Here is a 13,773-nt window from a genome sequence, read left to right as displayed (position 1 = left end):
CACGAGTCTCCTTCGCCCCGCTTGCGGGGAGAAGGTCGCGGCAGCGGGATGAGGGGTAGATAACGGCGATACTCAGCTTCCGAGGTGTCGCTCGCCGCGCTTCTTTGCCAGTGCGATCTGCTTCTGCCGTTCGCGATAGCGCTCGCGGTCCTCGTCGGTGCGGATCTCATGACAATGGATGCAGGCGACGCCTTCCTCGTGCAGAGGAGATAGCAGGTCTTCCGGCGTCAGGGGTTGGCGGCAGGCATGGCAGAGCGTGTGCTCGCCTTCTGCGAGGCCGTGGGTAACGGAAACGCGCTCGTCGAAGACGAAGCAGGCACCGTCCCAGAGGCTCTGCTCTTCAGGGATCTGCTCAAGATATTTGAGGATGCCGCCTTTCAGGTGATAGACCTCCTCGAAGCCCTGCTCCTTCATGAAGGCCGTCGCCTTCTCGCAACGGACACCGCCGGTACAATACATCGCGATCTTCGGCTTGTTGTGCAGGCCGGTATTGTTTCGTACCCAGTCGGGGAATTCGCGGAAAGTCTTGGTTTTCGGATCGACGGCGCCGCGGAAGAGGCCGATTGCCGTTTCGTAGTCGTTGCGCGTGTCGATCACAAGGGTGTTCGGATCGGAGATCAGCGCGTTCCAATCCTTCGGGTCGACATAGGTGCCCACCACCTTGTTGGGGTCGATGTTTTCGACCCCCATGGTGACGATCTCCTTCTTGAGCCGCACCTTCATGCGCAGGAACGGCATCTGAGAAGCGCGGCTTTCCTTGTATTCGAGACGGGTGAATTCCGGTTGCTGGCGCAGATAGGCGAGCACCGCGGCAATACCCTCGTCGGGGCCGGCAATCGTGCCGTTGATGCCCTCATGCGCGACGAGCAGCGTGCCCTTCACGCCATTGGCGTCGCAGACGGCCTGCAACGGTTCGCGGAAATCGGCAAAGCGCGGGAAGGAAACGAAATGGTAAAGCGCTGCCACCAGAAACTGGCCTTGTGTCTCCGGGCGCGGGGTCATGGAAATGTCGGTCATGGGCTCGCAAATACAGCTTTCGAGCGCCGAGCGCAATCGATCAGGCCGTGCCCAATTGTCCCGTTGGCGTCACGCCGGACGAGGGGCGGGTCGCGGGGCTCTTCGCCGGTCCTACCGGCCGGCTTCAAGCCACAGCAGTGCGACGGTCCGGCTTTCGCTCTTCGGCTTATCGCGAAAGACAGCCGCCGCCCGTTGCCGCGCCTCCTTCTTCAGCGCCTCTTCCCGCGTAGTGACCGCGGACATGAGATGCGCCCGGTTCTGGCTGCTGCCGGCAACTCCCGGCTCCTCGTTGACGAGCGATGTCAGAGTGGCGAGGTCGTTCAGATGGCCGAGCACATCGACGAGCGCCTTGGCTTCCGCCCTCTTTGCCTCCATTGCCGACGGCCAGGCCTGCCGCATCAGTGCCAGTTGCAATCGGTAATCCTGGGCTCGCTTGCGCAATTCGTGGAAGAGCGCGGCTTCGGTGTGCGCTTCGCAGGCCGCTCTCGCGCGCGCGGCGCGTTTCAGCGTGCGCCGCCAGCCTTTTTTCAGCCGGGCCGCGGACTTTCGTTTGCCGTCGTCGAAGGAAACCTGTGCGAGTGCGTCAAGCGCCTGCTCGCAGTCGACAATCGTCGCGGCGATCTTCCCCTCTATGTCTGTCTCGCTCTCGGCAACCCGGTCGCGGCGCTCCGCGAGAATCGTGTAGATCTGGTCAAGCGCCGTACCCTGTTCGTCGCTCTGCGTTTGCCCTCGCAGGTAGTTGATGTTCTCTACGAGTGCCGCCGCGTCGCGGACGGTCGAAAGATTTCGCCCCATGGCGCGGATACGAGCGTTTTCCTGCTTCTGGAAGAGAGGCGCATCGGAAGCAACCAGGCGATAGAGCGAACGCAGGCGCTTGAAGTTCTTGCGCGCGTCGTGAATAGCTTCATGAACGCCTTGCGGTCGCTGTTCCAGCGCCGCCACCGCCCGCTCGATCTGTTCGGCCCCGACGGTCCGAAAGTCCTCGGTGAAAGGCCGGTCAGGACGAAACGCATAACTCATGACTGCGCTTCCAGTAGCCCCTCCGTGGCAAGCGCCTGGTTGGAATAGCGGCGGTCACCAGTAATCTCGCGACCCAGCCATTGCGGCAGGGCCGGCAAATCCGTTTCCCGCTTCATCTCGACCTCGGCGACGACAAGCCCGGAGAGCGCCCCTTCGTAGACGTCGACTTCCCAGGTAAAGCCCCTGTGCGGCACGCGGTAACGTCGCTTCTCGATGACGATGCCGACCGCTTGGGTCAGCAGCTCGCGGGCGTCGCCCATGGGCAGATCGTATTCGTATTCGTTGCGGACCAGCGCCGACTTGCCGATCTTGATGGTCAGGCGCGCCCATTTGTTGCCATGGATTCGCACGCGTACGGAGCGGTCGTCCATGGTGACTATGTAGGCCTGCTGGAGTTTTATGCCCTTGTCCGCACGGTCTTGCCAATCGCTGGAAGCGACCAGGAACTTGCGTTCTATCTCCTTCGCCATGGATTTCCCGCCATATCGAGAGGTGGATCGCGGATAAGTTATCGCTTTATCGCCAACGCTCAAGCCATCTCTCTGCTATCGATGGTATTTTATTTTCCGCCGCTATAAGTCGAGGTTGTGTTCACGACCTTCGGTCTCGACAAGGGCGGCCGGGGGGAGTATGCGGAGCGCAGTATTCAATCGTTTTAAAAGGTGACCGGCATGAGCGCGAAAACCGACAAGCTTCTCTCTATCCTCAAGCTGCAACCGGTGGTCCCGGTGCTGGTCATCGACGATGCCGCAACCGCCGTGCCGCTGGCGCGCGCACTTGTCGCGGGTGGCCTGAAGGCGATCGAGATCACGCTGCGCACGCAGGCGGCGCTGGATGCGATCCGTGCGGTCGCCGCCGAGGTCGAGGGCGCCGTCGCCGGTGCCGGCACGGTTCTCAATGCCGCGCAGTTCGAGCAGGCGGTGGAGGCAGGATCGCAGTTCATCGTCAGCCCCGGCACGACCCAGGAACTGATCGATGTTGCCAATGACCACGAAGTGCCGCTGCTGCCTGGGGCCGCGACGGCGAGCGAGGTCATGGGGCTGCGCGAGGAGGGCTATCAGGTGATGAAGTTCTTCCCGGCCGAGCAGGCCGGAGGCGCTGCCTATCTGAAGTCGCTTTCCTCGCCGCTCGCGGGCACTCTGTTCTGCCCGACCGGCGGCATCTCGCTTGGCAACGCACGCGACTATCTTTCGCTGCCGAACGTCGTCTGCGTCGGCGGTTCCTGGGTGGCTCCTAAGGAACTGGTGGCGAAAGGCGATTGGGCCGGCATCACCAAGCTTGCCGCAGAAGCCTACGCCCTCAAGGGGTGATTTTGCGGGTCACTTACAGCGCCGCGCGTCTTACCAGACGCGCAAAGGACGCTGTAGCACTTTGAATTGCTGCATGTTTTTATCCTTAATCGGGTACGATTTAAGATAAAAACATGCAGCAGGCGTGCAACGGCCGGGCGTTTGCCCGGCTTTTTCATCTTCAACGTCAATTTGTATTTTCCTCGCAACGTTCCTATGTCTCAATCCGCCGACAACGACGCGGGGGCGGGAGAGCGCTTTTTTGCTTTGTCGTCGCGCGGTAACCGAAGAGGAGCGAAGTCATGTTCGACGCGAAGAAGTTGCTGGACCAGTTCTTGGGGTCGCAGGTGCCGGGCGCCGGCGGCACGGTCCGCGATCGCGCGGATCAAGTGACCAAGCTCGCCAAGGATAATCCGCTTGCCACCGGCGCTATCGCTGCTGTCCTCCTCGGCACGAAATCCGGCCGTCAGCTCGCAGGCAATGCTGCGGTGCTGGGCGGTCTCGCGGCGATCGCCGGGCTTGGCTATCAGGCCTACAAGAACTATCAGGCCGGCAAGACGCCGGCCGCTGAACCAGCTTCGCAGCCGACACCGGAACTCCTGCCGCCACCCTCCGACTCCGGCTTCACGGCACCGGGAGCCGTGAGCAACGATTTTGCCCTGATCCTGGTGCGTGCGATGATCGCCGCTTCGCGTGCCGACGGCCATATCGACGAGACCGAGCGCGGCCACATCATGGACAAGCTGTCGGTTTCCGGCCTCTCGGCCGACGCGGCGGCGTTCCTCGAGGCGGAACTCGCCAATCCAGTCGATCTCGATGCGATCGTCGCTGCCGCCACGACGGAGGAGCAGCGCGTGGAGATCTACACTGCGTCGCGCCTCGCGATCGAGCCCGAGAGCCGGGCGGAACGCGGCTATCTCGATCTGCTCGCCGGCCGTCTCGGGCTTCCCGATGCGCTCGTCGACCACATCGAGGCGACCGTTTCGGGGGCCAAGATCCCTGCCTGATCTGGCGGCGCGCAAACGGAAGACCGGGGAGCGGGGGTCGCTCCCGCATTCGTTCCGCTTCATGGGTCCATCACCAGTTTGAATTTGTAACAGCCGGGCGCCTGTCCTATTGCGAAGGCAAATGAAAACGCGGGAGCAATCGATGCGGGACCTTGCCAATTGGAAGGGATGCCCGGCGCCACAGCCGGTTCTTATCGAGGGGCGATACGTCAGGCTGGAGCCTTATGATCGGGCGGCGCATCTCGAAGCGCTCTGGCATGACGCATTCGGCGGCATGGCGATCAACCCGCTCCTGAAGTATTTCACCCAGGACGATTTTTCCGGCATCGGAGATTTTGACGCCTGGCTTAGCGCGGTTCAGGAAAAATCCGGTTGGATCACGGAGGTCTTTCGCGACAAGGCGACCGGCAAGGTCGTCGGCATGGCAAATTACATGCGAGCGGACCCGGCCAATGGCGTCGTGGAAGTCGGCGGTGTAGCTCACGGGTCGGCCATGGCGCGCTCGCCGCTATCGACGGAGGCCCACTATCTGATGGCGAGGCATGTTTTCGAGGACCTGGGCTATCGCCGCTACGAATGGAAATGCCACAGTGAGAACCAGCCGAGCCGCACCACGGCAGCGCGCCTCGGCTTTACGTTCGAAGGCGTTTTCCGCCAGCATATGATTTCGAAGCATGCCAATCGTGATACAGCCTGGTACTCGATGATCGATGGCGAATGGCCGCTGATCAAGGCTGCCTTCGAACGCTGGCTCTCGCCTGACAATTTCGATGGCGAGGGGCGCCAGAAGCGGCGTCTCGAGGATATCCGCGCGGAGCTTGCGGCAAAGGAGTGAGCGTGCCCGATAAGAAAGAAAGATCGCCGGCGATCGCCGCCGCCATCATCCTGCTGGTGGTCGGTGTCGGCTTTTTCGTGCTGCCGTCGATCATGCTTTGGCTGGGCGATATTTCGCCATGGCTCGCCGCTGCCTTCGGCGCTCTCTTTGTCCTCGGCTTCTTCCTGATTTTCTGGTTGCGCGCCCGCCATCAGCGCCGACGCGGGCAGTAAACGCACCTACTCTTGAAGCGCTAACAAGTCCTGGAGTTGCACTATCCCTGCAGCGCAGCGCCCAGCAGCACAAGTCCAAGCACCAGCACCATCGCGGCGCCAGCAATCTCGATGCCGTTGGAAATGCGCGCGGCAGCCGAACCGCTCGAGGCGTAGCGGAGCGCGAACCCCTTGGCCATGACGGCCAAGGTGGCGAGAGTGGAAACCGTGATCGCCGTGCCGATCGACATGGCGAAGACCGAGAGAACGCCACCAAGATAGAGCCCGTTCAAAAGCGCGAACGAGAGAACGATCAAGGCGCCGGAGCAGGGGCGCAGGCCGACGGCGACGACCGCGGACCAGGCTTCGCTCAGCGCAAAACGATCACCCTTCAGCATGCCAGGGTCCGGGGCATGCGCATGTCCGCAGGTCGCGCAGACCTCACCCGGAGCGTGGGCATGATGATGATGGTGGTGATCATCATGGTCATGGTGATCGTGGCGGTGATGGCCGTGCTCCGTGTGCGCGCCGATGGCTAAGGCGGGAGTGGGGCGCGTCATCGAGCGCAGCTTGCGGAAGACCAGCCAGGCTCCGAACGCCGCAATCAGCGCGTAGCTTGCGACCTCAAGCGAGTGGGTGGCGTCGGTCATGCTGATCGACGAGCCGCGCAACAGGAGATAGACGGCGCCGATGAGGAGGATCGCCACCACGCCCTGCAGGATCGAAGAGAGAAAGGAGAGAACGACGCCGCGGCGAAGTTCCGTCTCGTTGGCGATCATGTAGGAGGAGATGACCGCCTTGCCGTGGCCCGGGCCGGCGGCGTGAAAGACGCCATAGGCGAAGGAGAGGCCGACCAGCGACCAGAGTTGCCAGGGGTTCTCGCGCATGCCCTTGAGCGTGCCGGTCAGCATTCGGTAGAAGCCCTGCTGCTCCATGTTCACCCAGGCAAAGAAGCCGCCGAGGAAACCTGTCGTCTGGACCGACGGTTCGGCGGTGCCGATGCCGAGCGGCGACTGGGCCGCGGCTGCCGTTGCGGAAAACGCCGCCAGCAAAAGCGCGGCGACCAGCGGTCGGCCAATCCTACGTGCGTTCAGCATTTGACCTCGATCCTGGTTGCAAAAAGCTTCGACATGTCGGTGCCCGTCGGGTCGTTCCAGAAAGCGTCGGTCAGCGTGTCCTTGTTTTCGGCGAGCACTTCGTCGGGATCGGGCCTCACCACCTGATGCTCGCAGGCCTCGATCTTCTCGCCGACGACCGTGAGATCATCGTCGGTCGGGAAGTCCATCGCCGTATACATGGTTGGGTCGTAGACGCCGAAGGTGAGCTTGCCCTTGAGCGGCATCGCTTCGGCCGGTTTGACCGCAAACATCATCAGGAGCTGGTTGTCCTTGTAGTCGACGGTAATGCTGTCGGGCTTGTTCACCTTCACGGATTTGCCGTTGTCGAAAATCGTTGTGTAGTAATTGTATTCCGAAAGGGACTCGAGAACCGTCTGGCCGACCTCCTTGAGCTCGTCCGGGTCGAGCGTCGCGTTCGAGTTCTTGTCGAAGTCGAGCACGACGCTTGCGGAGAACAGTTCGTCGAAGCGCCAGACATTGCGCAATTCATCGATCTCGCCTTTGTCGTCGGAAACGATCTCCAGACGCGCTTCGGCGAAAATATGCGGGTGCGCCACGGCCAGCGCGGGCGCGAGGAGCGTGGCAAGGCCGGCCATGACGAGGCATTTGGTTTTCATGGGAGTGGCAATCCTTTTCGGCCTACTGCATGTTTCCTTAAATCGCAGCCGATTTAAGGATAAAAACATGCAGCAATTCAAACTGCTACAGCGTCCTTTGCGCGTCTAATAAGACGCGCGGCGCCGTAAGCCGCGCGAATCGTCTTCGAATGTACTGCAAATGGGACGGAATTGGGACTTGGCAGCACGGCGCCGTCACCGCGAGCGGAACCAGCCGTGGAGGAAATCGACGAAGGTGCGCACCTTGGCCGGCAGATAGCGCCGATGCGGATAGATCGCGTAGATGCCGCGGTCTTTCGGCAGGAAATCATCGAACAATGTCACCAGCTCGCCGGACTGGATCTTCGGCCGGGCGATAAAATCCGGCACCGGGGCAATCCCGAGACCGGTCACCGCGGCGCGCGCAGAGGCAAGCGGACTGTTGACTTCGATCGGTCCGCCCACCGGTACCGTGAAGGGTGAACCATCCGGCTCGACGAAGCGCCAGTTCGAATAGGATCGGCCGTTGGTGTCGAGAATGCAGGAGATTTTCGAAAGCTCGGTCGGATGCTTGAGCGGGCCGATCCTTTCCACGAAGTCCGGCGAGGCGCAGAGCAGCACCTGGAAGTCATCGAGCTTGCGCGCGATCAGCGTCGAATCTTCGAGCCGCGTGATGCGGATCGCCACGTCGAAACCTTCTTCCACCAGATCGATGAAGCGGTCGTCCGAGACGATTTCGAGCGACAATTCGGAATGCTGCTTGCCAAAATCGATCAACGACTGGCCAATATCCGCATCCACGAATGTCCTGGGCACGGTGATGCGCAGCCGGCCGCGCAGGTCGGAATTGTTGGCGCGCACGAGATCGGCAAGGTTATCGATCTCCTTCAAGATCTCCGAGGCCGTGCGATAATAGGTGTGGCCGGCCTCGGTCAGCGAGAATTGCCGGGTCGTGCGATTGAGCAGGAGGGCGCCGAGCTCGTCTTCCAGCTCACGCACATATTTCGACAGAAGTGCCTTGGATTTTCCAACGCGCCGGGCGGCTGCGGAAAAGCCTTCCGCGTCCACGACGTCGATGAAGGCACGGATACGGGTCAAGGTGTCCATGGCTGACTTTCTTTCGTCTCATGTTCGCCGGACTGATTCGGCCGCAATCGGTCGCCTGTCGAAGGGTCACGAATAACGCCGCGCCGTCGCGCTCGATCCGAGACGCCGCCTCTCAGCGCGCTCGCCTCACGTGATCGGAGCAAATCCCATTGATTTCAAAGGCTTGGCGCATTCTCCCCAGCAGGCTCGATTGTTCAGTGAATGTGAACACCGACAATGTCGTCGGCTTCGGAAAAAATTCAACCGCGGAACGCAAAAAACTCTTGATTACGACACTGTTTTTTCTTACCTACGCCTTGCCCAAAGTCGCACGTGCCTGTGGGTGTCCGCCGACCCTCGAATAAGGTGAGGAAATCGGTAAGGTACCTGGAACTAACCCCTCCAGTCGCTATTCCGGCCAACCGGGAAATGCGAGGACATCTTGAAGCAACGACGGTGCGGGCCTTTCTGGTGTCTGCCGGCTTTCCAACAGCCGGGGTTACTGAAGAGGCACACCTTCATTGCCGGAAGTGCGGTTGGGTTATCCCCTCCAATCCATGGCAGACAAAGCCGAGTCTTAGCCTTCACGGGCTTCGATTCACTGTTTCGCGCATCGAGCGCAGCATGGTTCCGGGGTCTCCACCGGCTGGTTCCAGTGCAAGCGCGCGTACGCCCTTTGTCCTCCACAGTTGTGGAGTCTAATGGATCCGGGGAATATGGCTATGACCACTGCACGCATCATCGACTTCCTGAACACCCGACGACCGGAAGGCCCGTGCCTCGTTGTCGACCTCGACGTCGTGCGCGACAATTTCAAGGCCTTTCGCCACGCGCTGCCCGACAGCTCGATCTATTATGCCGTCAAGGCCAACCCGGCGCCGGAGATCCTGCGCCTTCTCGCCGGTCTCGGTTCCAATTTCGATTGCGCGTCCGTCGCCGAAATCGAAATGGCGCTCGATGCCGGTGCGACCGCCCAACGCATTTCTTATGGCAACACCATCAAGAAGGAGCGCGATATTGCCCGTGCTCATACGCTGGGTGTGTCCCTTTTCGCGGTCGACAGCCATGAGGAAGTCGAAAAGGTCGCGCGTGCCGCCCCTGGCGCCCGTGTCTTCTGCCGCGTCCTGACCGATGGCGAAGGCGCGGAGTGGCCGCTGTCGCGCAAGTTCGGCTGCGTCCCGCAGATGGCCGTCGACGTGCTCGTCTACGCCCACCAGCTCGGCCTCGTCTCCTACGGCGTGTCGTTCCACGTCGGCTCGCAGATGACGAAGCTCGATGCCTGGGATTCGGCCCTTGCCGATGCCAAGCGTGTCTTCGTGCAACTTGCCAAGCAGGGCATCGAGCTCAAGATGGTCAACATGGGCGGTGGCTTCCCGACGAAGTACCTGAGGGACGTCCCGTCGGCGGAAGCCTACGGCCAGGCGATCTTCGGTGCGCTGAAGAAGCACTTCGGCAACAACATCCCGGAGACGATCATCGAGCCGGGCCGCGGCATGGTCGGCAATGCGGGCGTGATCAAGGCGGAAGTCGTTCTTGTCTCGAAGAAGTCGGACAACGACAACCACCGCTGGGTCTTCCTCGACATCGGCAAGTTCGGCGGCCTCGCCGAAACGATGGACGAGGCAATCCGCTACCCGATCCGCACCGCGCGTGACGGCGATCAGATGGAGCCCTGCGTGCTTGCCGGCCCGACCTGCGACTCGGCCGACGTGCTCTACGAGAAGAACATGTATCCGCTGCCGATCTCGCTGACGATCGGCGACGAGGTCCTGATCGAAGGCACCGGCGCCTACACGACCACCTACTCGGCCGTCGCCTTTAACGGCTTCGAGCCGCTGAAGGCCTATGTGATCTGATCCTGCCTGCTCCCGCGCCAACCGCGGGAGCAGCGATTTCACAATTCTTATCCGGTCCGCCTGAAGCGGTTTTGATGGCGGGAGGCCCCGATGGCCGCTGTTGTTGATGCCATGCGCGCGTTCTTCGCGCCGTCCACCTTTGTGATCGACTCCGAAAACCCGGGCGATGTCGTCGCGCGTGAAAACCTGCTCGACCGTGCCATGGGTCCCGATCGCCGGCGCAAGTCGTCGGAAAAGCTGCGTCGCGGCCGCGTGCCGGCCGAGGGGCTCGCCCTTGTCGCACGCGACGAGGACGGTCATGTGATCGGCACCGTGCGCCTCTGGAATGTCGAGGCTGGTGTCGACCGGGAGGGCCATGGGGTGCCCGCGCTTCTTCTCGGCCCGCTTGCCGTCGATCCGGCGCACGAGGGCAGGGGCATCGGCGGCATGCTGATGCGTGCGGCAATCCAGGAGGCCAAGAATCGCGGCCACGGGGCGATCCTGCTCGTCGGCGACGCTGCCTACTACGAGCGGTTCGGCTTCTTCGCCGAGCGGGCACAGCATCTCGTCATGCCGGGACCGTTCGAGCGCAATCGCTTCCTGGCGCTCGAGGTCAAGAGCGGCTGGCTCGATGGCGCCGCCGGGATGCTGGTGGCGAGCGGCCGCAAGCTCGCCATGCCGCCGCTCAAGCGCGCCGCGTGACTTCGCCGCCTCCAACCCTGCGGAGGCGGATAACAAACAGCGCTCCTGCCGCGTCGGCGGGAGCGCTGTAGCGTTTTCGAGAGGGCTTGTTCGAGCGGCTCTCACGCGTCGGGCGTGAGCGCCTTCTTCGCGTCGTAGCAAACGAAGGCAAGCTTGTTGCCGTCCGGGTCACGCACGTAGGCTGCGTAAAAGCCATCGCCATATTGCGGGCGGAAGCCCGGTGTCCCTTCGCTCCGACCGCCCCGTTCGAGGGCGATTTCGAACATCCGCTCGATCACGTCCGCGCTTTCAACGAGAAAGGCCGTCATCGTTCCGTTGCCGATCGAGGCTCTGTTGCCGTCGAAAGGGTAACACGCGAAGAAGCGCGGAGCCCTGCCGTCATCCCGCCGGCCCCAGGAGGAAACCTGTTCGTCGCAATAGCAGCGCTCCTGGCCGATCAGGGCCATCAGCGGATCGTAAAATCGCTCGGCCCGCCTCAGATCCGTCGTTCCGACCATCGTGTACCCGATCATGCGTTGTCCTCGCTTCCCCGTGTCAGTTGGCGGCCCGTCGATAAAGTGCGAGCGATCCTGCCAGCACCAACAGGGCGCCACCGCACAGCCGATCGAGCCAGATCGCTCCTGAACGTTCGAGGAAACGAACCGCCTGCGAACCGACCAGGGCGTAGCCGAACATCACCATCAGGTCGATCGATGCGAACACGACGGCCAGGACGGTATATTGCGGCGTCTGCGGCAGGGCCGGCACGATGAATTGCGGCAAGAAGGCGGAGAAAAACAGATAGCCCTTGGGATTGGTGACCGCGACAAGGAAACTCTTGAGAAAGATCGTGCGTACCGTGGCGGCGCAGGCTGGGCTCTTGCTCTCGGCGGCAATTTCCAGCGTGCCGCGCGAGCGCAGCAGCATGATGCCCAGGAAAGCGAGATAGGCTGCACCCAGCCATTTGACGACCGTGAACCAGAATTCGGACGCGGCCAAGAGCGCGCCGAGGCCGAGCGCCACCGCACTGATCAGTACGAAATCCGACAGGACGGCGCCGATCATGCCTGCCATCGCCGGTTTCACGCCATAGCGCGAGCCATTGGTAAGCGCGAGAAGCACGGTCGGACCCGGAGTCACGATGCCGATGAACGCGACGAGCGCGAATGCAAGAATGGTGACTTCGCTCATGATGTCCTCCCTTCGGGACGCAAGTCGTCTCACAGCTTTGGCGTGCGCGCAAGCATCGGTGAGGTCGTGGCCATCGTTGACGCGCACCCGTTTGACAGCCTGCCCGGCTTCCCCTATGGAGGCGGCGGGCGAGGGCCCCAGCCGTCCGCGAGCTTCAAGCTTTGGTGAAGTCCCTCTTTTCCGACACGGTCACGCCGCAACGGCATGCGAACCGATGGCAATGCGGGCACCCATCCTGAAATTGCATGCCGCAACAGGAGACCCTGTCATGACGAATGACAAACCGACGCTTCCCGCGCTTGACGCGCTGAAGGACCAGGCACGGCGCCTGCGCTCCCGGCTCGCGTCCGAGGGCGAGCAGATCAGCCACTCCAAATCGCTCGAACTCGTCGCCGCCCAATACGGCTACCGCGACTGGAATACGCTTCACGCCGCCGTCGGCAACCGGCCTCCCGTCAATCCCTGGGTGCTGGGGTCGCGGGTGAAAGGCCACTATCTCGGCCAGGCCTTCAATGCGGAAATCCTTTCGGCTCACGCGATAGGTGCCGAGCCGGGACGCTATCGCCTGACGTTCAAGTTCGATGAACCGGTCGACGTCGTCACGTTCGAAAGCTTTTCGGCCTTTCGCCAGAGGGTAACGGCGACGATAGACGGGACCGGACGGACGGTCGAAAAGACCTCGAACGGGCGTCCGCATCTGGAACTTGAATGGTGAGGTGAAGCGGATTGCGGCTTGCCCCTCATCCGGCTGCCGCCACCTTCTCCCCGCAGGCGGGGAGAAGAGACTCGTGGCGCCGCGTTCATCAAACCAGGGGCGAACCGTGGTTGCGCGTCTCCTCTCCCCACAAGCGGGGAGAGGGCTAGGGTGAGGGGCTATTGCATCGTATTGCGTCGGACCGGAGAGGTGCAGACGCTACCCTGCAAGATCCACCACGCCGCAATCACCGGTCGCCGAACCGAAGGCGAGTTGGCGGCCGTTCTTACTCCAGGCCATGGCGGTGATCGCACCCTTGCCGGGTCGGCGCAGCAGCACTTCCTTGCTGTCGGCGAAGCGGGCGGCGAGGATCATGCCGTCGTCGTAGCCGATGGCGACGATGTCTTCGGCCGGATGGCAGGCGACTGCCGTGACCATGATGTTGCCACGCGTACCGAGTTCGAGCGGGGCCTTGCCCATCGGTCCGTCCTTGCCCTGGAACGGCCAGACGATCGCCGCCGGCGCGCCGGAAGACGCGAGCCACTTGCCCTTGGCGGACCAGGACAGCGACTTCACCTTGGCTGGATAGCCGGTCATGCGCATGTGGCGTGCTTCGGCGTCCGCCTTGGCATCGAGCTTCCATCCGTGCAGCGCGTTTTCCTGCATGGAGGTGACGACGAAACGGCCGTCCGGGGAAAAGGTGATGCCGGTATGAGCGCCCTTCCATTCGAGGTCGGCGGGCTGGCCCGCGATCGCCACCCAGTGCATGGACACGCCGTTGTAGCGGGCAACGGCGATGCGCAGGCCCTTCGGGGCAAAGGCTATGCCCTCGACGGTTCGCTCTTCGGGAAAATCCCTTGTCGTACCGTCCGCCAGGCGAACATGGGTCGTCTTGCCATAGGCGTAGGCGACCGCGCCCTGAGGGCCGGCCGCGACCTGCGATATCCATTTGCGCGGCGCTTCCGCGACGAGGCTCATGGTGCCGTCGGCGGAGATGCGCACTACCTTGCCGTCCTCGCCGCCGGTCAGCAGGCTGTCGCTCGCATCGTCATGGTCGAGCGAGAGCAGGCCGTCATGGGCTTCAATGGTCTTCAGACCATGATCGAGGCGATGGATGGTGCCGGAGGCTTCGGCGAAGAAGGGGGTGTCCTTGAGGAAGGCTACGCCGACGACGTGACCTTCGAGATCGAGCGGAGCGACTGTCGGCATCAGT

General features: G+C 62.4%; 16 protein-coding genes. 7 read left to right on the top strand and 9 right to left on the bottom strand.

The window, feature by feature from the left end; genetic code table 11:
- Positions 1-72: 72 nt before the first annotated feature.
- From QN222_RS12835 to QN222_RS12825, 3 genes are all read right to left on the bottom strand, one after another.
- Entirely contained in the window at positions 73-1,017 is a 945-nt protein-coding gene (locus QN222_RS12835; RefSeq protein WP_283961260.1) for a rhodanese-related sulfurtransferase, read from the bottom strand.
- Between the two features lie 111 nt (positions 1,018-1,128).
- Positions 1,129-2,037, bottom strand: coding sequence for a CHAD domain-containing protein (locus tag QN222_RS12830; protein WP_283961261.1), 909 nt, complete (start codon positions 2,035-2,037; stop codon positions 1,129-1,131).
- On the bottom strand, positions 2,034-2,507 hold the full coding sequence (locus QN222_RS12825) for a CYTH domain-containing protein (protein WP_283961262.1): 474 nt from the start codon (positions 2,505-2,507) through the stop codon (positions 2,034-2,036). The genes QN222_RS12830 and QN222_RS12825 overlap by 4 nt, the downstream gene beginning before the upstream one ends.
- A 201-nt stretch (positions 2,508-2,708) precedes the next feature.
- Here QN222_RS12825 and QN222_RS12820 point away from each other — a divergent pair, with 201 nt between their 5' ends.
- From QN222_RS12820 to QN222_RS12805, 4 genes are all read left to right on the top strand, one after another.
- The gene (locus QN222_RS12820) at positions 2,709-3,347 is read left to right on the top strand and encodes a 2-dehydro-3-deoxy-phosphogluconate aldolase (protein WP_283961263.1); all 639 of its coding nucleotides are present in this window, start codon (positions 2,709-2,711) and stop codon (positions 3,345-3,347) included.
- Positions 3,348-3,628: 281 nt separating this feature from the next.
- Positions 3,629-4,333, top strand: coding sequence for a tellurite resistance TerB family protein (locus tag QN222_RS12815; protein ID WP_283961264.1), 705 nt, complete (start codon positions 3,629-3,631; stop codon positions 4,331-4,333).
- A 142-nt stretch (positions 4,334-4,475) separates the two neighbouring features.
- The gene (locus QN222_RS12810) at positions 4,476-5,168 is read left to right on the top strand and encodes a GNAT family protein (protein WP_283961265.1); all 693 of its coding nucleotides are present in this window, start codon (positions 4,476-4,478) and stop codon (positions 5,166-5,168) included.
- Positions 5,165-5,380, top strand: a complete 216-nt coding sequence (locus QN222_RS12805) for a hypothetical protein (protein ID WP_283961266.1) — start codon at positions 5,165-5,167, stop codon at positions 5,378-5,380. The genes QN222_RS12810 and QN222_RS12805 overlap by 4 nt, the downstream gene beginning before the upstream one ends.
- 41 nt (positions 5,381-5,421) lie before the next feature.
- On the opposite strand, the gene QN222_RS12800 is transcribed toward QN222_RS12805, so the two are convergent.
- From QN222_RS12800 to QN222_RS12790, 3 genes are all read right to left on the bottom strand, one after another.
- Complete coding sequence (locus QN222_RS12800; RefSeq protein ID WP_283961267.1) at positions 5,422-6,456, bottom strand: nickel/cobalt transporter; 1,035 nt, start codon at positions 6,454-6,456, stop codon at positions 5,422-5,424.
- Complete coding sequence (locus tag QN222_RS12795) at positions 6,450-7,094, bottom strand: DUF1007 family protein (protein ID WP_283961268.1); 645 nt, start codon at positions 7,092-7,094, stop codon at positions 6,450-6,452. The genes QN222_RS12800 and QN222_RS12795 overlap by 7 nt, the downstream gene beginning before the upstream one ends.
- A 195-nt stretch (positions 7,095-7,289) precedes the next feature.
- Positions 7,290-8,180 carry a LysR family transcriptional regulator gene (locus tag QN222_RS12790; protein ID WP_283961269.1) on the bottom strand — a complete coding sequence of 297 codons (891 nt, stop codon included), beginning with the start codon at positions 8,178-8,180 and terminating at the stop codon, positions 7,290-7,292.
- Positions 8,181-8,875: 695 nt separating this feature from the next.
- Between QN222_RS12790 and odc2 the strand changes: the two genes are divergently transcribed.
- A complete protein-coding gene (gene odc2 / locus QN222_RS12785; RefSeq protein WP_283961270.1) occupies positions 8,876-10,015 on the top strand; it encodes an ornithine/lysine decarboxylase in 1,140 nt (379 codons plus the stop codon).
- A 90-nt stretch (positions 10,016-10,105) separates the two neighbouring features.
- Entirely contained in the window at positions 10,106-10,696 is a 591-nt protein-coding gene (locus QN222_RS12780; protein WP_283961271.1) for an N-acetyltransferase, read from the top strand.
- 101 nt (positions 10,697-10,797) lie between these two features.
- On the opposite strand, the gene QN222_RS12775 is transcribed toward QN222_RS12780, so the two are convergent.
- Together QN222_RS12775 and QN222_RS12770 are read right to left on the bottom strand one after the other, a co-directional pair.
- Positions 10,798-11,208 (bottom strand): VOC family protein, encoded by a 411-nt coding sequence (locus QN222_RS12775; protein ID WP_283961272.1) that lies wholly within the window; start codon positions 11,206-11,208, stop codon positions 10,798-10,800.
- 22 nt (positions 11,209-11,230) lie between these two features.
- Positions 11,231-11,866, bottom strand: coding sequence for a LysE family translocator (locus QN222_RS12770; RefSeq protein WP_283961273.1), 636 nt, complete (start codon positions 11,864-11,866; stop codon positions 11,231-11,233).
- Between the two features lie 268 nt (positions 11,867-12,134).
- Here QN222_RS12770 and QN222_RS12765 point away from each other — a divergent pair, with 268 nt between their 5' ends.
- Positions 12,135-12,581: a glyoxalase superfamily protein gene (locus tag QN222_RS12765; RefSeq protein WP_283961274.1), complete on the top strand. Its 447-nt coding sequence runs from the start codon at positions 12,135-12,137 to the stop codon at positions 12,579-12,581.
- Between the two features lie 198 nt (positions 12,582-12,779).
- On the opposite strand, the gene QN222_RS12760 is transcribed toward QN222_RS12765, so the two are convergent.
- On the bottom strand, positions 12,780-13,769 hold the full coding sequence (locus QN222_RS12760; protein WP_283961275.1) for a WD40 repeat domain-containing protein: 990 nt from the start codon (positions 13,767-13,769) through the stop codon (positions 12,780-12,782).
- Positions 13,770-13,773: the final 4 nt, after the last annotated feature.

The sequence above is a fragment of the Sinorhizobium sp. 6-70 genome (genome assembly GCF_030124375.1).
Classification (GTDB): domain Bacteria; phylum Pseudomonadota; class Alphaproteobacteria; order Rhizobiales; family Rhizobiaceae; genus Sinorhizobium.
This window is presented reverse-complemented; position numbering and strand designations above follow the sequence as displayed.

What these genes read in the sequence shown, in the direction of transcription:
- odc2 (WP_283961270.1), top strand. Translation starts at nt 8,876, where the DNA reads ATGGCTATGACCACTGCACGCATCATCGACTTCCTGAACACCCGACGA.
- QN222_RS12800 (WP_283961267.1), bottom strand. Translation starts at nt 6,456, where the DNA reads ATGCTGAACGCACGTAGGATTGGCCGACCGCTGGTCGCCGCGCTTTTG.
- QN222_RS12770 (WP_283961273.1), bottom strand. Translation starts at nt 11,866, where the DNA reads ATGAGCGAAGTCACCATTCTTGCATTCGCGCTCGTCGCGTTCATCGGC.
- QN222_RS12815 (WP_283961264.1), top strand. Translation starts at nt 3,629, where the DNA reads ATGTTCGACGCGAAGAAGTTGCTGGACCAGTTCTTGGGGTCGCAGGTG.
- QN222_RS12795 (WP_283961268.1), bottom strand. Translation starts at nt 7,094, where the DNA reads ATGAAAACCAAATGCCTCGTCATGGCCGGCCTTGCCACGCTCCTCGCG.
- QN222_RS12810 (WP_283961265.1), top strand. Translation starts at nt 4,476, where the DNA reads ATGCGGGACCTTGCCAATTGGAAGGGATGCCCGGCGCCACAGCCGGTT.
- QN222_RS12760 (WP_283961275.1), bottom strand. Translation starts at nt 13,769, where the DNA reads ATGCCGACAGTCGCTCCGCTCGATCTCGAAGGTCACGTCGTCGGCGTA.
- QN222_RS12830 (WP_283961261.1), bottom strand. Translation starts at nt 2,037, where the DNA reads ATGAGTTATGCGTTTCGTCCTGACCGGCCTTTCACCGAGGACTTTCGG.
- QN222_RS12765 (WP_283961274.1), top strand. Translation starts at nt 12,135, where the DNA reads ATGACGAATGACAAACCGACGCTTCCCGCGCTTGACGCGCTGAAGGAC.
- QN222_RS12790 (WP_283961269.1), bottom strand. Translation starts at nt 8,180, where the DNA reads ATGGACACCTTGACCCGTATCCGTGCCTTCATCGACGTCGTGGACGCG.
- QN222_RS12820 (WP_283961263.1), top strand. Translation starts at nt 2,709, where the DNA reads ATGAGCGCGAAAACCGACAAGCTTCTCTCTATCCTCAAGCTGCAACCG.
- QN222_RS12780 (WP_283961271.1), top strand. Translation starts at nt 10,106, where the DNA reads ATGGCCGCTGTTGTTGATGCCATGCGCGCGTTCTTCGCGCCGTCCACC.
- QN222_RS12775 (WP_283961272.1), bottom strand. Translation starts at nt 11,208, where the DNA reads ATGATCGGGTACACGATGGTCGGAACGACGGATCTGAGGCGGGCCGAG.
- QN222_RS12835 (WP_283961260.1), bottom strand. Translation starts at nt 1,017, where the DNA reads ATGACCGACATTTCCATGACCCCGCGCCCGGAGACACAAGGCCAGTTT.
- QN222_RS12825 (WP_283961262.1), bottom strand. Translation starts at nt 2,507, where the DNA reads ATGGCGAAGGAGATAGAACGCAAGTTCCTGGTCGCTTCCAGCGATTGG.